The sequence below is a fragment of the Vibrio sp. SCSIO 43140 genome, assembly GCF_023716585.1.
Taxonomy (GTDB): Bacteria; Pseudomonadota; Gammaproteobacteria; order Enterobacterales; family Vibrionaceae; genus Vibrio; species Vibrio maritimus_B.
The window spans coordinates 1,864,286-1,890,592 of record NZ_CP071851.1; the positions used below are offsets into that span (position 1 = coordinate 1,864,286).

Annotated in this window: 1 protein-coding gene; it reads right to left on the reverse strand. The window is 49.5% G+C overall.

The window, feature by feature from the left end; genetic code table 11:
• Window positions 1–45: 45 nt before the first annotated feature.
• On the reverse strand, window positions 46–26,148 hold the full coding sequence (locus J4N45_RS26800; protein ID WP_252015849.1) for a VCBS domain-containing protein: 26,103 nt from the start codon (window positions 26,146–26,148) through the stop codon (window positions 46–48).
• Between the last annotated feature and the right edge of the window lie 159 nt (window positions 26,149–26,307).

Genomic DNA, 26,307 nt, shown 5'->3' on the forward strand with positions numbered 1-26,307 from the left:
TCATCGACACAGCCCTTTGTCTATTTAGATTCCTAGCATTAAAGACTAAGGATCGATCTTAATCACATTCATAGTATCAAGTTGAGTGAGCAGCTCTGCCTGATGATTACCCGGGTCGTTGATGACGTTAGCATCTGATATCCCGAGATCATTCCAACCAACGCCCTCTAGAGTAATATCAGTTTGCTCACCATCCTTAGTAACACTGATAACCGTTGTCGCGTCGGTATTGTCATCACTAACCGATACAGTGATATTTCCAAGTAGATCACCTAGATTTTGATGTTCTGGCAGTAAGTCGGAGATATCAAGGATGTCGCTACCAACACTAAAGTCTGTCACGGTTTGTGTAGACGGTTGGGCTGTTGTACCCGCACTATCCTCTGTGAACAGGAACAGGTCATTACCGTCGCCACCGGTGAGAATGTCATCTCCTCCTCCACCAAACAGTATGTTGCTACCATCATCACCAGTCAGTGTGTTATCACCTGAATCACCCAGCTCTATCAAACCATCAGGAAGAAGGAGTTGATCGCTTTGGTTTAGAGCAACCAGTAACTCAGCATTCGACATATCATTGATATCAGCCTCATCCATATCCAGCATATCGGTTAAACGAACGCCCTCAACGACGATCGTCTGTACAACGCCGTTTTCATCGTTAATGGTGATAACAGTATCTGTACCATTATCCTCAACACCTATCTGCTCATCGACTCTCATCTCATCAGAGAATTGAACACCAGTAAGGTCGATGGAGTCATGATTAGCTGCCTCAGCCCCACCAACAAACTTAGCATCAAAGTCCTTAATGGTATCCGTACCCGACAAGGCCGCAGTATTCCATACAAACTCATCGCTAGAGGTGGTATCCGCCGACGTGGTACCCGTAGCATCATAGTCATTACCAAACAGCCACTCATCATCCGTAGTAGCCGCTAACAAGTCACTCATGTTGCTCTCGCCACTGATAACGTTGTTACCTGCGACGGTGACGGTAATAGTCTGGGTCTCTGTCACGACAGGGCCAGAGCCACTGTCTTGAAGTATCTCAACCACAAAGGTATCAGTTTCTGTTTCACCAAGCGCTGGTAGAGCTTGGTCTGTCAACAGGACATAGGCCCACAAGCCTGTTGCAGCATTGAAGGTGAGTCGACCATAAGTCCCCGTTGCGCTGTTCACGTTGTTCATGTCTGGCGATTGCAAGCGCATTGTCGGTGTCGGACCATCGACATCACTCGCGGTCACCGACCCGGTTGCCTCTTCCACTGTGCCTTCTTGAACATCACCAACAAAGGTTCCCGCGATAACAACATCGTCATCATTACCTTGGATATTAATGTTGACGGTTTCGGTTAGCGAGTTGGTGCCATCTGTTAACGTGATAACGAAGGACTCTACTGCTCCACTATCATCAATGCTCTGGCTGAGCGTAGGATCTAGCGTGTAAGTCCACATACCGTTCGAACTAATACTGAAAGTACCGTATTGCGCCGAGCCGCCGGTATGTGAATAGGTAACAGTCTGAGACTCACTGTCTGTCGCTGACAAGCTGCCTGTAGCAATCGAGGCTAAGCCGTTGTCTTCTTCAACATCACCCGTTTGGTCTGAACTAGATGAGGTTATCACCGGCGCATCATTTTCACCCGTCAGCGTAATCATCACATCTTCCGTGGTCGAGTTGCCATCGGTATCGGTCAACGTCACTGTGAAGGTTTCAGTGATATTGCCAGTGTTGAGCGCTTGGCTGTTGTCGGTGTCTAGAGTGTAAGTCCAGTTACCTGTGTTGGTGATCTCAAATGTGCCGTATTGAGATTGCTGTGCCTCATCAAAGCTGTAGGTAATGGTCTCTGACTCTGCATCCGTTGACGTGAGTGTGCCTGTTGCTTGAAGTGGGTTACCATCTTCGACCACGGCGCCCTCATTCTCACCATCTGGGGTGGTCACCACAGGAGTATTATTGAAGCCATCAATCATAATCGTGATTGGTTGAGAGATGGTGTCTCCCTGTAGCATTCCACCTTGGGTGCTTTCGACATATACGTTAAACGTATCTTCTTGAATGACTTGATCACCGAGATCAGCCACTTTTGCGGGATCGATGGTGTATTCCCAACGAACGTCCGTTGCACTGCCGCCTGCAACCAGCTCTAGAGTACCGTAAGTACCTTCAAGCGTAGTAGTGGTGCCTGATGATGTTAGACTCACACGATGAGTATCCGTGGTGTCGACATCAGTAAACATCACATTACCTGCGACAAAGCCACTGCCCTCCGTACTACTTTCGTAAGCAGTACCACCCATGACAGAGTTTTGAGCGTCAATTACCGGTGCATCGTTAGTGCCTGTGATATTGACTGTCACTGTCGATGGCGTGCCATCAACGGAGGCAACATTAAATACATCCGATACTACCTCCCCTTCGGCAAGTTCGTTCATCGGTGTTTTAGTGCTGTAGGTCCAAGTACCATCCGCATTTAGATTAAACGTACCGTATGCGCCGTCGACATTGGTTTGTGGTGTGAAGGTATCATCAGGGTTGTCCACATCTTCCGCACCAATTTGGCCATTGGCACTAATCACTGCGTCGGTTTCAGTGATGTCGTCAGAGCCAACATCAACGTCTGCAGCATCGTTACTGCCTTGGACAGTTACTTCGATAAGCTGTGAAATTTGGTCACCTTGAGTTTCACCATCCGATAAGCTTTCAATGTACAATGTGAACTGTTCTTTCACCTCCCCAACGTTAAGTTGGTTGGCCTTCTCCTGATCTAACTCGTACCTCCATTCAACAGAATCAGAATCTCCATCTACGTTCACAAGATACAGGTCACCATACAAACCTGGGATAGACGTAATACCAAGAGTATCCCCACTTAAACTGTAATCATGGGTATCACTCTGGTCGATATCGTCAATGTGCACGACACCCGTTGCAACGTCTGATTGAGAACTATCTGGGTCTTCGTAAACCGTGCCCGTAGCCACCGTATCTGCGACGACAACACTCGGTTGGTCATTCGTTCCGGTCACTTGGAACTCAATCACTTTTTCGCTCGATAGCCCGAACTCATCGGTCACTTTCACTGTGTACTGCAATGGAGTATCCAGTGTTTCACCTGCGGAGAGCTCTTCAAACTGATCGACGAGATTGAATGTCCACTCACCGTTTGAGCTATTAACGCTTAGGGTGCCTCTAGGGTCGCTGCCAATAACTTGCCATGTTTGTGCATCCGAGTCCGTTGCATCATCTGGGTCATTGGAAGCTGACGATTCTGTTCGACTGCCGTCGGTAGCATCTGCCTTGTTATCCAAATCACCGCTATCAAATTGACCAGATAGACTGATGACATCATTTTCAACCAACTGTTGCTCAGCGACATCTTTGATCGCTGGCGCATCATTAGTACCAACGATAGTAATGACAATATCTTTTGCGTCACTGGTGCTGTTTGGTTGTCCCGCACTATCCACCGCAGACACAGAAATTGTTGTCTGCATCGTCTCACCTTTTGGCAGGTTATTGACGATTTCACTGTCACTATTGATGGTGAACGTCCAGTTACCCGTCGCATCATCGATTTCAAACGTACCGATATCTGTATCGTAAGAGGCGGCGAAGGTATGTGTATCTCCTATATCCGGATCAGCAACCACTAACTGGCCTGTTGCCGTAGCAGAAGGTTCATCGACAACGGTTCCGATGACCTTACCTTCGATAGTCGGCTTGTCGTTAGTACCAACAACCTCGACCTCAACAGTGGTCATTACTTCTGCGCCATATTCATCGGTAGCACGCACAATGAAGGATTCGGTCACTTTCACGCCTTCGGCTAAAGCATTGACGTGTGGCGCATTATACAAGGTATATCGCCACTCATCCGGTTGACCACCAGTTCCCGCTACTACTTCAAACTCTCCATAAGTACCACTCAAAGTACTCTCGTGGAGTGTAACGACATCATCCTCCGCACCAGGGTTGTCTGCATCCGTTAGCGTAATTTCGCCGGTGATTGTAGGAGTTTGACCCTCGCCCTCAGCAGGCTCTGTAATGGAGTTATCTTCGGCCAATGTTGAGGTGGTAATGACTGGATCTTGGTTGGTACCAACAATATTTACGGTAATGGTTTGTGTGGCAGACAGACCCGTGCCATTCATGTCGGTAACTTCAACCTCAAACACTTGGACAAGCGATTCGCCCTGGTTTAGAGCGATAATGTCAGCTTGCGAAGTATCAACCTTAAACTCCCAGCTACCATCTGCATTCACCGTGAGGTTGCCATATTGTGGGGTGTTATTGGCACCGGGAACATAGGTAGGAGACGTCGACCAAACATGGACATCGTTGATATCCACATCTTCAACCGTCAGCTGACCACTCATTGTTTTTTCACCATTTGGCGGCGTTGTTTCCGCAATGATGTCTTCAACAAACGAGCTAGCCACAGGACCATCATTCAAACCTGTAATATCAACTACGATCTGTAGAGTCTGAGGAATGCCACTACCGTCGACAATGGTTTTGCCGTATTGGTCTACTGCATACACCTCAAACGTTTCCTCAACCGTTTGCCCTTCACGCAAGCCTTGTACGGCTTTGCTGTCATTATCAAGAATGAAAGTCCAAGCGCCCGTCGTTGGATCCACCGTAAAATCGCCATACGGGCTCGAACCATCAACAAGGGTCCATTTAACCTCATCGTCGAGATTCACTGAGATAGGGTTACCGTGTTGATCAGTTAAGTTGTCGAATGACAGGGTGCCTGTCGTTTCCACTGTTGATGGTTCAGTGTTAGCTGCACCATCATCTTCGCTTGTTGAAACCGTTTGAATGATCAACGGAACATCACCTACCGTTGGGTTATCAACATTCTGCGCAGTCCCAACGACTTTAATGACAATATCGTGCTGATCAAATGAGGTACTTGCGGAGATGTCCTCGGTACCTGCTATCGCATCAGTGTCGGTCGCTTTAATGGTGAATTTTTCTTCAAAGACTTCTCCTGCTGGAAGGTTAACGCCAGGGTGTAAAACATAAGTCCATTCACCGGTGTCTTGGTCTATCGTTAGATCGCCATATATACCTGTCGCGGCGACCCCGACCCCGCCTGTGACCGTCACAGAGTTAGTGGCTTGCCACTGAACCTGTTCATCTGAATCAGGGTCAACTGCATCAAGGCGTCCCGACACAGACGTTATCGCTCCCTCGACTACTTCGCCAAGAACATCATTGTCATCTAACTGATCCTGTCCTACAAAAATCTCTGGTTTATCTGCAGAACCTTTGATATCAACCTTGAGTTCATAAACATCGGAGCCAGATTTAAAGCGCCAAGTTTCAGTGACAGTATCGCCTTCATCTAGCATCTGAACGAAAGGTGAATCGTTATCTAGGATGTAGTTCCACTGAGTGTTGTCACCGTCATCTCGAACCAACGTCCCAAAGAAACCACCATTAATTGGAGTAATCGTTCCGGGCGCGATAGCAGCAGGCCCTGGTACGTTCCCCGACACAATGCTTGAATCGGTTGGATCAGGAGTTGTATCAGCGTCTTCCGTCACTTCAGCAGTAATGGTTACATCGGGTGTCCCACCAACGCTACCGCCGCCCCCAAACTCATCTTGACCAAATACGTCTATCGTAATAGTGAACTCTTGAGACACGCCAGGCATGTTGGTATCGGTATCTGTAATATTGTCAGATACGACAACCTTAAACGTTTCTTGGACCGGGTTCTCTGGGTCATACACCAATGCCTGCACCGCTGGACTGTCGTTATCTAGTTGGTATACCCACTTACCATTATTGTCTAATGACAGAACCCCATATGTGCCTTGCCCTGCTGCTGCAGAACTGCCTGAAGGCCCCTCAACAATACTCCAACTTCTTGCTGGACTGTTGTTGTCGATGTCGGTTGCGTACAACGTGCCTTCGGCAACCGTCAGATCTGAGCCAAAGTTGGCCACCGTACCATCCTCAAGGACGATTCCATGGTTGTCACCATTAATAGTTGGCTTGTCGTTATCGCCGGTAATGGTGATAACTAACTCTTCGGTAATAGTCGCACCATTTTGGTCTTGCGCTAGAACGATGAACTTGTCTTGCTGTTGCTCACCTTCAGCCAACGCTTGAATAAGGTCATTGTCTGGCGTGTATGTCCAAGAACCGTCTGCGTTAAGAACCAACCCTCCGTAGGTGCCCGTGTAATTTTGCGCGATAAATGATGGCTCATCTTCATCACCAGTCGCATTGAGATCGCCAGCATCTTGATCAGTGATTACGATTTGCCCCTCAACAGGTCCCACTGCTGAATCTTCAACATACTCTCCTGTTAATCCGCCAGTGATAACCGGGATATCATTGTTCGGCGTGATCCTGATCGTCACAGTTTCGGTATCAAACCCACCGTCATTATCTACAACGCGAACTTCAAAGGTATCAGTCAAACGATGACTTGAATCAGGGTGCAACGCCTGAACATCATCGATGTAATCGGAGTTAAGGGTATAAGTCCAAGTACCATCTTCTGCGATAGCAAAAGTACCGTATTGACCCATACCGCCATTGCTATCAACAAGCTGCCAAGCGTGTGTGTTGGATGTGTCTACGTCACCGTCATTCAATTGACCGCTTGTTTCGTAGTTATTGGCCTCAAACACATCCTCTCGGATGTTGTTGTTGAAGCCAGAGATCACAGGGTTGTCATTAGCACCGAGAATATCGATATTGATGGTTTCGGTAGTTGTCATGCCAAACTCATCGGTAACACGGATAACAACGCTATCGCCATTCGGTAGAGTCTCACCTTCCGCTAGTGCATTCACCAAGTTGTATGCGCCCGCTTTGCTTGGGTCAGCACTCACATCGGCTTCGGTAAAGAGAGTGTATTTCCAAGAGACCTGATTGCCATCGGCATCAGTTACAAACTCGAACGTACCGTAGGTACCATTTTGAACCACAGTCCAAGTTGCATCATCACCAGAATCAGGGTCGCCAGAGCCAATATCATTACCGCTCATGGTGCCTGCTGTACCTTTCACTAGGTTACCGGTGAGCGCAGCTCCGTCTTCAAACACCTGATAGGAGTCAGCCGTCATAATGTCTGGGTCTGTGTTACTACCCGCGACAGCAACGACAACGGTGACCTCTGATGTTAGACCGCCAGCATCGGTGACTGTGACCGTGAATTCATCATACTCTGTGACACCCGGTGGAATTGCTTTTGTCGCGTTTAGGGTGTTATCTAGTTCGTATGTCCAGATACCATTGGCGTCTACTGTAAGCTCACCGTATTTACCGATGGTTGGGTCATCAAGGTCAACATCCGCCTTATCAGATACAACACTAAACGTATGGGTGTCCGTCGTATCGCGATCGGATACCGCTAACTCGCCAGTTGCAGTCACCACAGGATCTGCATCTTTATGAGCTGGTTCGATAACGCTGCCCGACAAATTACCAGTCAACAACGGTTGATCATTGCTTCCGTTGATGAGCACGGTGATCTCTTGCGTATCGGTTGAGTTGGAACGACCTGAGTTATCACGGACGGTGACTGTAAAGGTTTCGCTCAGTGGGTCGTCGCCTTCACGAAGTGCTTGCACCGCTGGATTGTCATTATTGAGCGTATAAGTCCAAGTCGCCTTTCCTGTGTCGGGGTCGGTTGTTAGTGCAATCGTCCCGTAGTCGCCGGTATTGGTATCAATAGACCAGTTGTGACTGTCGTTTGTATCAATATCACCGGGGTCGAGCTCACCTGATACTGTGATTTCAGGGTCGCTGTTGAAGTTATCTTCTGTGACTTCACCACCGAAAGTACCCTGAATATCTGGTTGATCATTGTCTCCTCGAACCTGAACCGTGTAGGTATCCTCGTCGATTGCCCCGTACTTATCGGTAACCCTAATCTTGAACGTATCTGTAACTGGTTGGTCCCAACTCAGAACTTGCGTATTCGCATCTTGCTCGCTTGTCGCCTGTAGGTCATATCGCAGGAATACTTTGCCTTCATTATCAATCTCTACAGACAGATTTCCGTATTCGCCAACCGCGACACCGTTCTCAATTGCAAGCGGGTTGCCATTGGCATCTATGATCTCCCACGTATGTTCTTCGTTTTCGTCGGGATCATTATTGAGTATTTCACGCAGAACCGTTTTACTGGTTCCATCGACATCGATTTCATCTTCACGAACAACGTCTTGTCCCAATGACGTTGAATCTGCACGAGTTATCATTGGACCATCGTTGTTCCCTTCAACCTGAACGTTAATGGTATACGTGTCGGTGCCACCTTTACCGTCACTCACTCTTACGGTAAGAGGATCTTCGTTGTAGATGACCCCTTCTTCCATAAAGTCGGATTTAGTTGGGTCAAGGATATAAGTCCACTCACCCGTGGCGGCATTGATACTCAAGCTTCCGAATGAGCCCGCGCCATTCACCACGCTCCACTCATGAACATCCAGAACATCGTCGTCTGCAACTACAAGGTTCCCCTTCGCAGTTGCAAGGGTGCCGCCATCTTCGATGACAAGGCCGGAGCTATCACCTGAGATCGTTGGATCATCATTGCTGCCAACAACAGTGATAGCAATTTGATCGGTCGCGACACCGCCATTACCATCTTCCACTTTAACCGAGAAGTACTCGATCACTTGTTGCCCTGCCTGAAGCGGGTTCGCAGCAACATTACTTAACGTGTAAGTCCATGTTCCAGTCGCAGAATCTAAACTTAGGTTACCGTATTGGCCTGTTGGAGAACTGATCAGTGACCAAGTGTGACTATCAAGCGTATCGACATCTCGGACATTGAGGTCGCCCGTTGCTGTTGGCAATCCTGGAGGTGTTGAATCCTGATCCTCTATGACAGTTCCCGTTTTGTCACTGTTGCCGCGGATTCTAGGGTCATCATTAGTACCCACTATAGTGACAACTATTTCTTCCGTTGCTGTACCATCTAATGAGGTTACGGTAAATCGTTCCTCTCTTTCCTCACCTAACGCGAGTCGCTGTATGGTTCGATTGTTTCGGTTGACGCTGTAAGTCCAACTACCGTCAGCTAAAATCGTCACACTTCCTACTGGGGCGCCAAAAGTAACATCTGTTACAGGGGTAACATTAGTAGAGAACAAACTTTGACCGATATCAGGATCGTCGACGTCTAGTTCTCCGTATGCCTCAAGCCTATTTCGAACAATGGTATGAAGGTCTTCAACTGCAAAGCCCTCCGAGTTACCGCTGATAGTTGCACCATCATTATTGCCATTAACAGTGACTTGAATGACTTGAGAGGCAAGACCGTCCACAGAATACACTCTGAAGCTTTCTGTGAAGAAATCCCCATCACCAAGCTCCTGCACTTGCGGGAGGGTGTTGTCTATTGTGTACGTCCATTCACCGTTTGCTTTAATCGTCACGCTACCTAGAGAAGAGATACCGTCGCTATTATTCAGGGTGTCCACTCGGGTAGTATCGAAAATGCTTTCTCCTGCATCATTATCGACAATAGTGAGGTTACCCACATGCTCCAGTGTGCTTGGGTCATCATCTTCAGTAACAGCGCCAATCACATAATCACTAATAACGGGCACGTCTTCTGCGCCATTGATAGTGACAACAATGTCGACATTCGTTCCGTCGGCGGTTTGCACGGTGAAGGTCTCAGTAACGATGTCACCGACGTCGAGCGCCTGAACCGCAGACTGTTCATTATCAACAAGATACGTCCACTTGCCATCAGTGCCTATGGTCAAGGTACCACCCAGTGTATTTGTTCGGTCGGCGACGCCATTGCCAGCAATGAAGGTATTCTGATTTGCATCGGCATCACTTATGACTACCGTGCCTTCCACTTTGATATCAGTGGTCGCTGGTGCGGTAACATCCTCGGTACCACTGCCAGTTGTGCCAGACTGAACCACAGGAACATCATTGGTGCCATTAATCGTAATAGTGATGGTATGAGGTATACCATCTTTGGACAGAACGGTGAAGGTTTCTACCGCACTCTCACCAGCACCTAGGTACTGAACATAAGCGTTTGGAATGTCGTAATCCCACTCACCATTTTCGTTAATCGTTAGCCTACCTAGCGCTTGAGTCGGCGACGCTCCTGCTAGCGTACTGGTTGATGTGAAGGTACTTGGATTAGTGTTGAAGACTTCTTCAGCAGCGCCATCCTTATCTTGAAGTTGCAGAACTCCATCGTCTTTTAGCAGAACCTCGGTTTCATCCTCGGTGACTTCACCTCGAGACTGAGATTCATCGCTGATCAACACAGAGTCATCATTGATACCCACGATATCGACGGTAATCGTATGTGTTGTGTCGTTATCTGTCTGAACAGTAAAGGTTTGTGTAGCTCGCTCACCAGCAGCCAGTCCTTGAACATTGTCGCTAAGGTTCGGGATCTTATATGTCCAGTTACCCGCGGCATCTACCGTTAGCGTACCATCTGTAAAGTTACCTGCGAGCGAGGTTACCGTGTTTGGAAGGAAAGCACCCTCTCCAAGATCCACATCGGTAATCGTTGCTTGAGAAGTGAAAGTTAGATCGCCATCTCCATTGATTTGCGTCCCTTCATCTTCGGTAAGCTCAACGTAGGATACTCCGCCAATCTCTGGTAAGTCATTGGTACCATTAATTGTCACGACGATATCGTGAGGCGTACCGTCTTCACTGAGTACTCTGAACGTATCGGTTCGCGAGTCTCCTGCGCCTAGTTCTTGAACAGCTATATTTTCGTTATCAACTTCGTAGCTCCAAGCGCCTGTCGAAGTAATCGATAGCGTACCCACAACGGTACCTACTGATGTCACAGTAGTTTGGAACTTCGCTTGACCAGTATCCGCATCAGTAATGGTTAACTGACCATTGTCTTTAAGGAGATCACCACTCTGAACATCAAAATCTTCGGTTACGCTACCAACAGCATCGCCGCTGATTACCGGGTCGTCGTTGGTGCCCTGAATAGTGACTTCGATGGTTTCGGTTTTCGAACCATCAATGGATGTCACAGTGAAGCGCTCGATGCGAGACTCTCCGTCACCTAGCTCCTGAACACCTGGGATTGAGTTCGCGACTTGATAAGACCAGTCGCCATCTTCTGTTATAGTCAAAGTACCCAAAGGCAACTCGCCATCATCGTTGGCAACTTTGGTAACAGTGGTGTTGAACTTATTCTCACCAGCATCTTTGTCAGTAATAGTGAGTGCTAAATTATCTCCTGCTACTAATAAACCGTTGCTAACATCAGTGTTTTCTTTAACAGTGTCAGTATTTGGTCCAGTGATGAAAGTTTCGTCTTCGGCACCATTAATGGTGATGGCAATCGTGTGTGAAGTACCATCTGCAGAAGTCACCGTGAACTCTTCAATGCGCTCATCTCCAACATCAAGCGCTTGAACCGCATCTAGAGAGTTGTCTAGTGTGTAGGTCCAGGTGCCATCTTCAGTGATGCTAAGTGAACCAAGAGTAGTGCCAACAGGGGTTGCTACACCGGCGTTAAAGACCTCTTCGCCTGTATCAGCATCACTAATTACTAACTTATCACTAGCGATTAACTCATCGTTGGTGTCTGCATCGATGTCTTCCGTTAACGTTGCAGTAGAGCCACTAACTATTTCAGGGATATCATTGGTACCGATAATCGTAATCACAACTTCATGAGTGGTGCCATCAATAGACTTCACAGTAAAGGTTTCTTGAGCCGTCTCTCCAGCTTTTAGATACTCTACATACCCATTAGGAACATCATATTCCCACTCACCTAGTTCATTAATCTCAAAATAACCCAAAGCCTCGCCACCAGAGCCGGCCAGCGTACTAGTCGATGTAATTGAACTTGGCGTTGTCTGGAATTTCTCCTCAGCCGTTCCATCAGCATCTGATAAACGAAGTGAACCGGTGTCTTTCAGCACAACTAGTGCATCATTTTCAGTAACAGTCCCCTCTGCTTCAGAAGGATCACTGATGAGTGTCGAAGCATCATTCACACCCACCACATCTACCGTAATGATGTGTTCGGTGCCATCAATGGTTTCTACTGTGAAGGTTTGTGTCGCCACTTCACCCGCTGCCAAGCCTTGTACTTCATCACTCTCATTCGGAATGCGGAAGCTCCAAGTGCCATCTGGGGCTAGAGTTAACTCACCGTTCGGGAAGTTACCCGCATCGGCAACGATGGTGTCGGTATCAAACAGCGCTTCGTCGTCATCGGCATCGTCAATGTCAACCTTATCGCCCACTTGTAGGTAATCCACGCCACCGTCAGTCACGATATCAACCGCATCGTCTTCGGTGACTTCACCGGTTGAGACACCCGTAAAGGTCGCATCGTCATTCACACCCACGATGTTCACGGTAATCACGTGTGGCGTGCCATCCGCGGTTTGAATCGTGAAGGTTTGTGGAATGGTTTCACCCGCTTTCAGGCTTTGAACTGCATCCACACCATTTGGAATGGTGTAGCTCCAGTTACCGTCTTCATCGAAGGTAAAGGTGCCTTCCGCTAGGTTGTCGGTTCCGGCAACCGCTGCCACCGTGGTATCGAATTTCGACTCACCTGCATCTTTATCACTGATGGTTGCTTGGTCGATAAACTGAAGATTTGGGACACCGTTGATATCCACAATGTCTGCGGCATTATCTTCAGTAATCGTGCCTTCTGAGTTGCCTGCAATCACTGGCGCATCATCTGTACCAGTAATGGTAATCACCACGTCGAATGGCGTGCCATCTTCAGACAGTACGGTAAAGGTCTCTGTCGCTGTCACGCCGGCTGGCAGATATTCCACCGCCGCGTTTGGCACATCGTAGTCCCAGGAGCCATCTTCGCTTAGGGTCAGGGTTCCGACCGCACCATTCTCACCACCCACTAGGGTGCTGACAGAAGTAAAGGTATCTGGGTCAGTCTGGAAGATTTCTTCGTCCACGCCATCCACATCATCGATGGTCAGTTTGCCGCTGTCTGATAGGGTGATTTTCGTATCATCTTCGATGACATCGCCCATATCGTCTGTTGCATCAGGGCCAGAGGTCACCAAGGTTGGGATATCATTCGTGCCCACGATATCAACCGTTATCGTGTGTGGCGTGCCATCTTCGGTCTCTACGGTGAAGGTTTGTGTAGCCACTTCCCCTTCACCTAGGCCTTGAACTAATGGGTCGCTGTTTGGAATGGTGAACGTCCAGTTACCGTTTTCATCGATAACCAACTCGCCATTATCGAAGTTATCATCGCCCGCCGTGACGTCCGTTTTGAAGTTAGACTCGTCTTGGTCAACGTCGCTGATATCAACTTTCGCGCCAACAGTTAGATCACCTGTAACATCATCAATATCGTCGTCATTGTCTTCAGTAACAAGACCTGCAGATGTGCCAGAGATAACCGGTACATCGTTGGTGCCGATGATCTCAATCGTAATATCGTGCTCGGTGCCATCAGCCGATTTCACAGTGAACACTTCTGTTGCGGTATCGCCCGCACCAAGGTATTCCACCGCATCATTGGCAATCGCGTAATCCCAAGCGCCGGCCGCTGAGATAGTCAGAATGCCCAGCGCTGTACCACTAGAGCCGTCCAAAGTACTGGTTGATGTGATGGTGGTTGGGTCCGTTTGGAACACCTCTTCCGCTTCACCATCCACATCATCAAGGATAAGTACTCCATTGTCCGTCAAGGTCGCCAGAGCATCGTTCTCGGTAACTTGACCTTCATCATCGGTCGCATCGGTTAGTGTCGACGCATCATTCACACCCACAACGTCTACCGTAATGGTGTGCTCGGTGCCATCGATAGTCTCTACCGTGAAGGTTTGCGTCGCGACTTCACCAGCAGCCAAGCCTTGTACTTCATCGCTCTCATTCGGAATACGGAAGCTCCAGGTGCCATCTGCCGCTAGAGTTAACTCACCATTCGGGAAGTTACCCGCATCGGCAACGATGGTGTCGGTATCAAACAGCGCTTCGTCGTCATCGGCATCGTCAATGTCAACCTTATCGCCCACTTGTAGATACTCCACGCCACCATCCGTCACGATGTCAGCATCCGCATCTTCGGTGACTTCACCGGTTGAGACGCCCGTAAAGGTCGCATCGTCATTCACACCCACGATATTCACGGTAATCACGTGTGGCGTGCCATCCGCCGTTTGAATCGTGAAGGTTTGTGGAATGGTTTCACCCGCTTTCAGGCTCTGCACTGCATCCACACCATTTGGAATGGTGTAGCTCCAGTTACCGTCTTCATCGAAGGTAAAGGTGCCTTCCGCGAGGTTGTCCGTACCAGCGACCGCTGCAACCGTGGTATCGAATTTCGATTCACCTGCGTCTTTATCGCTGATGGTTGCTTGGTCGGTAAACTGGAGATTTGGAACACCGTTGATATCCACAATGTCCGCGGCATTATCTTCGGTAATCGTGCCTTCTGAGTTGCCTGCGATGACTGGTGCATCGTCTGTACCGGTGATGGTAATCACGACATCGAATGGCGTGCCATCTTCAGACAGTACGGTAAAGGTCTCCGTTGCCGTGACACCTGCTGGCAGATATTCCACCGCCGCGTTTGGCACATCGTAGTCCCAGGAGCCATCTTCGCTTAGGGTCAGGGTTCCGACCGCACCATTCTCACCACCCACTAGGGTGCTGACAGAAGTAAAGGTATCTGGGTCAGTCTGGAAGATTTCTTCGTCCGCGCCATCCACATCATCGATGGTCAGTTTGCCGCTGTCTGATAGGGTGACTTGAGTGTCGTCTTCCGTCACAGCACCAGTATCGTCGGTCGCATCAGGGCCTGTGGTCACTAAGGTTGGGACATCATTCGTGCCCACGATATCGACGGTTATCGTGTGTGGCGTGCCATCTTCGGTCTCTACGGTGAAGGTTTGTGTGGCCACTTCCCCTTCACCTAGGCCTTGAACTAATGGGTCGGAGTTTGGAATGGTGAAGGTCCAGTTACCGTTTTCATCGATAACCAACTCGCCATTATCGAAGTTATCATCGCCCGCCGTGACGTCCGTTTTGAAGTTAGACTCGTCTTGGTCAACGTCGCTGATATCAACTTTCGCGCCAACAGTTAGATCACCTGTAACATCATCAATATCGTCGTCATTGTCTTCAGTAACAAGACCTGCAGATGTGCCAGAGATAACCGGTACATCGTTGGTGCCGATGATCTCAATCGTAATATCGTGCTCGGTGCCATCAGCCGATTTCACAGTGAACACTTCTGTTGCGGTATCGCCCGCACCAAGGTATTCCACCGCATCATTGGCAATCGCGTAATCCCAAGCGCCGGCCGCTGAGATAGTCAGAATGCCCAGCGCTGTACCACTAGAGCCGTCCAAAGTACTGGTTGATGTGATGGTGGTTGGGTCCGTTTGGAACACCTCTTCCGCTTCACCATCCACATCATCAAGGATAAGTACTCCATTGTCCGTCAAGGTCGCCAGAGCATCGTTCTCGGTAACTTGACCTTCATCATCGGTCGCATCGGTTAGTGTCGACGCATCATTCACACCCACAACGTCTACCGTAATGGTGTGCTCGGTGCCATCGATAGTCTCTACCGTGAAGGTTTGCGTCGCGACTTCACCAGCAGCCAAGCCTTGTACTTCATCGCTCTCATTCGGAATACGGAAGCTCCAGGTGCCATCTGCCGCTAGAGTTAACTCACCATTCGGGAAGTTACCCGCATCGGCAACGATGGTGTCGGTATCAAACAGCGCTTCGTCGTCATCGGCATCGTCAATGTCAACCTTATCGCCCACTTGTAGATACTCCACGCCACCATCCGTCACGATGTCAGCATCCGCATCTTCGGTGACTTCACCGGTTGAGACGCCCGTAAAGGTCGCATCGTCATTCACACCCACGATATTCACGGTAATCACGTGTGGCGTGCCATCCGCCGTTTGAATCGTGAAGGTTTGTGGAATGGTTTCACCCGCTTTCAGGCTCTGCACTGCATCCACACCATTTGGAATGGTGTAGCTCCAGTTACCGTCTTCATCGAAGGTAAAGGTGCCTTCCGCGAGGTTGTCCGTACCAGCGACCGCTGCAACCGTGGTATCGAATTTCGATTCACCTGCGTCTTTATCGCTGATGGTTGCTTGGTCGGTAAACTGGAGATTTGGAACACCGTTGATATCCACAATGTCCGCGGCATTATCTTCGGTAATCGTGCCTTCTGAGTTGCCTGCGATGACTGGTGCATCGTCTGTACCGGTGATGGTAATCACCACGTCGAATGGCGTGCCGTCTTCAGACAGCACCGTAAACGTCTCCGTTGCTGTCACGCCCGCTGGCAGATATTCCACTGCCGCGTTTGGCACATCGTAATCCCATGAGCCATCTTCGCTTAGCGTTAACGTACCGACCGCGCCATTCTCACCACCCACTAGGGTGCTGACAGAAGTAAAGGTATTTGGGTCAGTCTGGAAGATTTCCTCGTCTGCGCCATCCACATCAGCGATGGTCAGTTTGCCGCTGTCTGTTAAGGTGATTTTCGTATCATCTTCGATGACATCGCCCATATCGTCTGTTGCATCAGGGCCAGAGGTCACCAAGGTTGGGACATCATTCGTGCCCACAATATCAACCGTTATCGTGTGTGGCGTGCCATCTTCGGTCTCTACGGTGAAGGTTTGTGTGGCCACTTCCCCTTCACCTAGACCTTGAACTAATGGGTCGCTGTTTGGAATGGTGAACGTCCAATTACCGTTTTCATCGATAACCAACTCACCATTCTCGAAGTTATCATCACCTTCAGTGACGTCAGTTTTGAAGTTGGACTCGTCTTGGTCAACGTCGCTGATATCAACTTTAGCGCCAACGGTTAAATCACCTGTAACATCGTCAATATCGTCGTCATTGTCTTCGGTAACAAGGCCTGCCGACGTGCCTGAGATAACTGGCACATCGTTGGTGCCAATGATCTCAATCGTAATGTCGTGCTCGGTGCCATCGGCCGATTTCACGGTGAATACTTCGGTTGCGGTATCACCTGCACCAAGGTATTCCACCGCATCATTGGCAATCGCGTAATCCCAAGCGCCGGCCGCTGAGATAGTCAGAATGCCCAGCGCTGTACCACTAGAGCCGTCCAAAGTACTGGTTGATGTGATGGTGGTTGGGTCCGTTTGGAACACCTCTTCCGCTTCACCATCCACATCATCAAGAATAAGGACACCGTTGTCCGTTAAGGTGGCCAGTGCGTCGTTCTCTGTAACTTGACCTTCGTCGTCGGTTGCATCGGTCAATGTTGACGCATCATTCACACCCACCACATCGACCGTAATGGTGTGTTCGGTGCCATCAATGGTTTCTACTGTGAAGGTTTGTGTCGCCACTTCACCCGCTGCCAAGCCTTGTACTTCATCACTCTCATTCGGAATGCGGAAGCTCCAAGTGCCATCTGGGGCTAGAGTTAACTCACCGTTCGGGAAGTTACCCGCATCGGCAACGATGGTTGAGGTATCGAACAGCGCTTCGTCGTCATCGGCATCGTCAATGTCAACCTTATCGCCCACTTGTAGGTAATCCACGCCACCGTCAGTCACGATATCAACCGCATCGTCTTCGGTGACTTCACCGGTTGAGACACCCGTAAAGGTCGCATCGTCATTCACACCCACGATGTTCACGGTAATCACGTGTGGCGTGCCATCCGCGGTTTGAATCGTGAAGGTTTGTGGAATGGTTTCACCCGCTTTCAGGCTTTGAACTGCATCCACACCATTTGGAATGGTGTAGCTCCAGTTACCGTCTTCATCGAAGGTAAAGGTGCCTTCCGCTAGGTTGTCGGTTCCGGCAACCGCTGCCACCGTGGTATCGAATTTCGATTCACCTGCGTCTTTATCGCTGATGGTTGCTTGGTCGGTAAATTGAAGATTTGGGACACCGTTAATATCCACAATATCTGCAGCATTGTCTTCGGTAATCGTGCCTTCTGAGTTGCCTGCAATCACTGGCGCATCATCTGTACCAGTAATGGTAATCACCACGTCGAATGGCGTGCCATCTTCAGACAGTACGGTAAAGGTCTCTGTCGCTGTCACGCCGGCTGGCAGGTACTCTACTGCCGCATTCGGCACGTCGTAATCCCATGAGCCATCTTCGCTTAGAGTCAGGGTTCCGACCGCACCATTTTCACCACCTACTAGGGTGCTAACAGACGTAAAGGTATCTGGGTCGGTTTGGAAGATTTCTTCATCTGCACCATCCACGTCATCGATGGTCAGTTTGCCGCTGTCTGATAGGGTAATCTTCGTATCATCTTCGATGACATCGCCCATATCGTCTGTTGCATCAGGGCCAGAGGTCACCAAGGTTGGGACATCATTCGTGCCCACGATATCAACCGTTATCGTGTGTGGCGTGCCATCTTCGGTCTCTACGGTGAAGGTTTGTGTAGCCACTTCCCCTTCACCTAAGCCTTGAACTAATGGGTCGCTGTTTGGAATGGTGAACGTCCAGTTACCGTTTTCATCGATAACCAACTCGCCATTCTCGAAGTTATCATCGCCCGCCGTGACGTCCGTTTTGAAGTTAGACTCGTCTTGGTCAACGTCGCTGATATCAACCTTAGCACCAACGGTTAAATCACCAGTGGTGCTGTCGATGTCATCTGTGTTGTCTTCGGTGACAAGGCCGGATGATGTACCTGTAATTGTTGGTACATCGTTAGTACCAACAATTGTGATAGTCACAACATGACCCGTGCCATCTTTCGACAAGACGGTAAAGGTCTCCGTTGCTGTATCACCATCGCCTAAGTACTCAACGTAACCATTAGGAATGTCGTATTCCCACTCACCAATCGCATTAATCGTGAGCTCACCGAGCGCTTCACCAGTTGAGCCAACCAATGTACTGGTCGATGTGATCGTATCAGGGTCGATTTGGAAGGCTTCCTCATCAGCACCGTCCACGTCCGACAGCTGAAGCGTCCCGTTATCCGTTAGCTCTACTTGATTGTCATTTTCGGTCACCAAGCCTTCTGCTTCAGATGGGTCGCTGATGAGCGTCGACGCATCATTCACACCTACCACATCTACCTTAATGGTGTGCTCGGTGCCATCAATGGTTTCTACTGTGAAGGTTTGTGTCGCGACTTCGCCAGCCGCTAAGCCTTGTACTTCAGCGCTCTCATTTGGAATGCGGAAGCTCCAAGTGCCATCTGGGGCTAGAGTCAGCTCACCATTCGGGAAATTACCCGCTCCAGCAACGATGGTGTCGGTATTGAACAGCGCTTCGTCGTCATCGGCATCGTCAATATCAACCTTATCGCCCACTTGTAGATACTCCACGCCACCATCCGTCACGATGTCAGCATCCGCATCTTCGGTGACTTCACCGGTTGAGACGCCCGTAAAGGTCGCATCGTCATTCACACCCACGATATTCACGGTAATCACGTGTGGCGTGCCATCCGCCGTTTGAATCGTGAAGGTTTGTGGAATGGTTTCACCCGCTTTCAGGCTCTGCACTGCATCCACACCATTCGGGATAGTGTAGCTCCAGTTACCGTCTTCATCGAAGGTAAAGGTGCCTTCCGCGAGGTTGTCCGTACCAGCGACCGCTGCAACCGTGGTATCGAATTTCGATTCACCTGCGTCTTTATCGCTGATGGTTGCTTGGTCGGTAAAATGGAGATTTGGAACACCGTTGATATCCACAATGTCCGCGGCATTATCTTCGGTAATCGTGCCTTTTGAGTTGCCTGCAATCACTGGTGCATCGTCTGTACCGGTAATGGTGATAACCACATCGAATGGCGTGCCATCTTCAGACAATACGGTAAAGGTCTCCGTTGCCGTGACACCTGCTGGCAGATATTCCACCGCCGCGTTTGGCACGTCGTAATCCCATGAGCCATCTTCGCTGAGCGTTAGGGTTCCGACCGCACCATTCTCACCACCCACTAGGGTGCTCACTGAGGTAAAGGTATCTGGGTCAGTCTGGAAGATTTCTTCGTCGGCACCATCTACATCATCGATAGTCAGTTTGCCGCTGTCTGTTAGGGTGATTTTCGTATCATCTTCGACGACATCGCCCATATCGTCTGTTGCATCAGGGCCAGAGGTAACCAAAGTTGGGACATCATTCGTGCCCACAATATCGACGGTAATCGTGTGAGGCGTGCCATCTTCCGTCTCTACGGTGAAGGTTTGTGTGGCCACTTCCCCTTCACCTAGGCCTTGAACTAATGGGTCGCTGTTTGGAATGGTGAACGTCCAGTTACCGTTTTCATCGATAACCAACTCACCATTCTCGAAGTTATCATCACCTTCAGTGACGTCAGTTTTGAAGTTGGACTCGTCTTGGTCAACGTCGCTGATATCAACTTTAGCGCCAACGGTTAAATCACCTGTAACATCGTCAATATCGTCGTCATTGTCTTCGGTAACAAGGCCTGCCGACGTGCCTGAGATAACTGGCACATCGTTGGTGCCAATGATCTCAATCGTAATGTCGTGCTCGGTGCCATCGGCCGATTTCACGGTGAATACTTCGGTTGCGGTATCACCTGCACCAAGGTATTCCACCGCATCATTGGCAATCGCGTAATCCCAAGCGCCGGCCGCTGAGATAGTCAGAATGCCCAGCGCTGTACCACTAGAGCCGTCCAAAGTACTGGTTGATGTGATGGTGGTTGGGTCCGTTTGGAACACCTCTTCCGCTTCACCATCCACATCATCAAGAATAAGGACACCGTTGTCCGTTAAGGTGGCCAGTGCGTCGTTCTCTGTAACTTGACCTTCGTCGTCGGTTGCATCGGTCAATGTTGACGCATCATTCACACCCACCACATCGACCGTAATGGTGTGTTCGGTGCCATCAATGGTTTCTACTGTGAAGGTTTGTGTCGCCACTTCACCCGCTGCCAAGCCTTGTACTTCATCACTCTCATTCGGAATGCGGAAGCTCCAAGTGCCATCTGGGGCTAGAGTTAACTCACCGTTCGGGAAGTTACCCGCATCGGCAACGATGGTTGAGGTATCGAACAGCGCTTCGTCGTCATCGGCATCGTCAATGTCAACCTTATCGCCCACTTGTAGGTAATCCACGCCACCGTCAGTCACGATATCAACCGCATCGTCTTCGGTGACTTCACCGGTTGAGACACCCGTAAAGGTCGCATCGTCATTCACACCCACGATGTTCACGGTAATCACGTGTGGCGTGCCATCCGCGGTTTGAATCGTGAAGGTTTGTGGAATGGTTTCACCCGCTTTCAGGCTTTGAACTGCATCCACACCATTTGGAATGGTGTAGCTCCAGTTACCGTCTTCATCGAAGGTAAAGGTGCCTTCCGCTAGGTTGTCGGTTCCGGCAACCGCTGCCACCGTGGTATCGAATTTCGATTCACCTGCGTCTTTATCGCTGATGGTTGCTTGGTCGGTAAATTGAAGATTTGGGACACCGTTAATATCCACAATATCTGCAGCATTGTCTTCGGTAATCGTGCCTTCTGAGTTGCCTGCAATCACTGGCGCATCATCTGTACCAGTAATGGTAATCACCACGTCGAATGGCGTGCCATCTTCAGACAGTACGGTAAAGGTCTCTGTCGCTGTCACGCCGGCTGGCAGATATTCCACCGCCGCGTTTGGCACATCGTAGTCCCAGGAGCCATCTTCGCTTAGGGTCAGGGTTCCGACCGCACCATTCTCACCACCCACTAGGGTGCTGACAGAAGTAAAGGTATCTGGGTCAGTCTGGAAGATTTCTTCGTCCACGCCATCCACATCATCGATGGTCAGTTTGCCGCTGTCTGATAGGGTGATTTTCGTATCATCTTCGATGACATCGCCCATATCGTCTGTTGCATCAGGGCCAGAGGTCACCAAGGTTGGGATATCATTCGTGCCCACGATATCAACCGTTATCGTGTGTGGCGTGCCATCTTCGGTCTCTACGGTGAAGGTTTGTGTAGCCACTTCCCCTTCACCTAGGCCTTGAACTAATGGGTCGCTGTTTGGAATGGTGAACGTCCAGTTACCGTTTTCATCGATAACCAACTCGCCATTATCGAAGTTATCATCGCCCGCCGTGACGTCCGTTTTGAAGTTAGACTCGTCTTGGTCAACGTCGCTGATATCAACTTTCGCGCCAACAGTTAGATCACCTGTAACATCATCAATATCGTCGTCATTGTCTTCAGTAACAAGACCTGCAGATGTGCCAGAGATAACCGGTACATCGTTGGTGCCGATGATCTCAATCGTAATATCGTGCTCGGTGCCATCAGCCGATTTCACAGTGAACACTTCTGTTGCGGTATCGCCCGCACCAAGGTATTCCACCGCATCATTGGCAATCGCGTAATCCCAAGCGCCGGCCGCTGAGATAGTCAGAATGCCCAGCGCTGTACCACTAGAGCCGTCCAAAGTACTGGTTGATGTGATGGTGGTTGGGTCCGTTTGGAACACCTCTTCCGCTTCACCATCCACATCATCAAGGATAAGTACTCCATTGTCCGTCAAGGTCGCCAGAGCATCGTTCTCGGTAACTTGACCTTCATCATCGGTCGCATCGGTTAGTGTCGACGCATCATTCACACCCACAACGTCTACCGTAATGGTGTGCTCGGTGCCATCGATAGTCTCTACCGTGAAGGTTTGCGTCGCGACTTCACCAGCAGCCAAGCCTTGTACTTCATCGCTCTCATTCGGAATACGGAAGCTCCAGGTGCCATCTGCCGCTAGAGTTAACTCACCATTCGGGAAGTTACCCGCATCGGCAACGATGGTGTCGGTATCAAACAGCGCTTCGTCGTCATCGGCATCGTCAATGTCAACCTTATCGCCCACTTGTAGATACTCCACGCCACCATCCGTCACGATGTCAGCATCCGCATCTTCGGTGACTTCACCGGTTGAGACGCCCGTAAAGGTCGCATCGTCATTCACACCCACGATATTCACGGTAATCACGTGTGGCGTGCCATCCGCCGTTTGAATCGTGAAGGTTTGTGGAATGGTTTCACCCGCTTTCAGGCTCTGCACTGCATCCACACCATTTGGAATGGTGTAGCTCCAGTTACCGTCTTCATCGAAGGTAAAGGTGCCTTCCGCGAGGTTGTCCGTACCAGCGACCGCTGCAACCGTGGTATCGAATTTCGATTCACCTGCGTCTTTATCGCTGATGGTTGCTTGGTCGGTAAACTGGAGATTTGGAACACCGTTGATATCCACAATGTCCGCGGCATTATCTTCGGTAATCGTGCCTTCTGAGTTGCCTGCGATGACTGGTGCATCGTCTGTACCGGTGATGGTAATCACCACGTCGAATGGCGTGCCGTCTTCAGACAGCACCGTAAACGTCTCCGTTGCTGTCACGCCCGTTGGCAGATATTCCACTGCCGCGTTTGGCACATCGTAATCCCATGAGCCATCTTCGCTTAGCGTTAACGTACCGACCGCGCCATTCTCACCACCCACTAGGGTGCTGACAGAAGTAAAGGTATTTGGGTCAGTCTGGAAGATTTCCTCGTCTGCGCCATCCACATCAGCGATGGTCAGTTTGCCGCTGTCTGTTAAGGTGATTTTCGTATCATCTTCGATGACATCGCCCATATCGTCTGTTGCATCAGGGCCAGAGGTCACCAAGGTTGGGACATCATTCGTGCCCACAATATCAACCGTTATCGTGTGTGGCGTGCCATCTTCGGTCTCTACGGTGAAGGTTTGTGTGGCCACTTCCCCTTCACCTAGACCTTGAACTAATGGGTCGCTGTTTGGAATGGTGAACGTCCAATTACCGTTTTCATCGATAACCAACTCACCATTCTCGAAGTTATCATCACCTTCAGTGACGTCAGTTTTGAAGTTGGACTCGTCTTGGTCAACGTCGCTGATATCAACTTTAGCGCCAACGGTTAAATCACCCGTTGCAATATCAATATCGTCATCGTTGTCTTCAGTTACTTGACCTGCAGATGTACCAGAAATAACTGGAGCATCATCAGTACCGATGATGGTAATGGTGAGCGTGTCTGTATTTTCTGCACCAAATTCATCCCGCACGATCACCGGATAGGTGATATCGATCGTATCACCCGCATTCAGTGCTTGAGTTGCGGCAGCGTCATTATCGAGCTCAAAAGTCCAATCACCGTTGGGCTTTAACACAAGTTGACCGTAGTCACTCGCCCCATCGTCAACATAGAAAGTAAGGATCGCGTCGGCATCTGCATCCTCGCCAACGATCGTACCTGAAGCAGTGTCGATTCCTTCTACATTGGCTCCGGATTCGACTACTGTGCCAACTAGCTCGCTTGATGCAACGATTACCGGCTGATCGTTGGTGCCAAAAATTTCTATAGTTACCGGCTGAATTACAAAGGCACCGCTGTCATCGGCAACTTTTACGTTGAAAATCGCCTCTACGGTTTCCCCTTCCTTAAGCTCTTGTGTCTCGGACGCTGTGTTATCCAGATTGAAACGCCATACGCCTGTCGATTCATTAATAGTAAACGTACCATATGGACTGGTATCCGATGTGGTAAAGATTAAGGAATCGTCAGAATCTGTAGCGCGGATAATTCCCGTGTCGGTGTCTTTGCCTGGGACTACGGTTCCATCATCTTGGTTACCGGCTTCGCTCACAGCGCCGGTGGTGCCTCTCGCATCTCCAATCACTGGGGTATCATTTGTTCCGATAACAGTGATAGTAACCGTTTCTTGGTTAGTCGCACCAAACTCATCCGTAACAGAAACCACATAGTCGATAGTTGCTGATTCACCTTCTCCCAGAGCTTGTGTGACGGACGCTTCATTATCGAGGTCAAATTGCCACTTACCGTCTTCATCTATAGAGAAGGTACCGAAATCAGTCTGGGGAGATTCTACTTCGAACGTCAAAGTCGCATCATCATCAACATCCGTGACCGACAGTGTGCCTATTGCAACATTATCATTGCCGATGCCATCTCCTTGTTCGGTCACAGTGCCTACTGCGTCACCGCCAGCGTCAAACAAGGGCACATCGTTAGTACCGTTGATTGTAAGGGTCAAAGTTTCAGTAACTTGAGCCCCCTTATCATCGGTAACAGTCACAACAAAAGAAGTCTCGACTGCTTCCCCTTCTTTTAATCCTTGAGTCGCAGGGGAGTTATTGTCAAGCGTAAACACCCAATCCCCGGTTTCAGGGTCAACCGTTAACTGCCCGTATTCGTTAGTGTCCTCTTGCAAACCGTAAGTCAGCACTGAATCTGTATCATTATCACTGGCTGAAATAGTACCCGTCGCTGTGTCTGTCCCTTCAACAACAGTGCCGTCATCCAAATTGCCGCTCTCGGTCAGCGTCCCGTCACCTACGCTGTCTATCACCGGTATATCGTTAATAGGATTGATAGTTAATAGCACACCGCCAGTTTGTACTGAGTCAGCTTCACCTCGTCCATCATCCGCAGTATAGGTAAACTGACCAGCATCCTCACCAATCGTATACTCGTCCGGCGCATCAAATTGCAAGCCTTCAAACTCAGCTTGAGTGAGGGTCTGCCCCAAAGTAACAGGAGTTCCATCTGCTAGCGTTAATTGCCCAAGCTTTGGTAGCTCGGTCACAACAACGGTTACGTCATCACCGTCTGCATCACTCGGAAATGTTAAGCCTAACTCACCGTCTTTTGATTCTTCATCGTAAACTCTCGCCTCGAAAATGGTTACTGGGGCAGCGTTGGCGAATATGTCGAGTAGAGCATTGCTTTGAGTGGGAGAGAGGTCTTCTCTTGCTAGACCTGTTGTTTCGAAGAGCGTTGCAGCTAGCGTTTGAGCATGGGTCGCATCTATAGTACCGAAATCAGTGATACTTGAGCTGAGCTGTCCGCCGGCTGCGGTCGCTTGGTCTTCATTCTCAGTAGGATCCTCGCCGGCCTCTATCTGTGCGATAATATCTGAGGCATCTTGGTCGTCATTGATCGCGATACGCGGGTCTTGCTCTTCGCTAATCGGTGCTCCAAGGTTTTGAGCAAGCAAAGCTTCTCGTAACTGTACATCGGGAACTAAATTCTCTGGGGACAGTTCAATATCCCCCGGGCGCATATCCTCACCCTCTGGCAACAATACTATTTTCCCGTTTGCATCAAGAACCAATGTTCCCGATACATCTACAAGCCCCAATAGTGCAGCAATACTCATGGCGAGGTCCTCAATATTTGTCGCTTTATACTCAAGCAAAACGTTACCAACCGCTACAGCAACTCTTTGTTTAATCGTATTTTTCGTATAGGTTCTAGTTTAGGATGGTAAATTCAAATTTCTAATTTATATACATCATTTATTAACAAAAAAACTCAA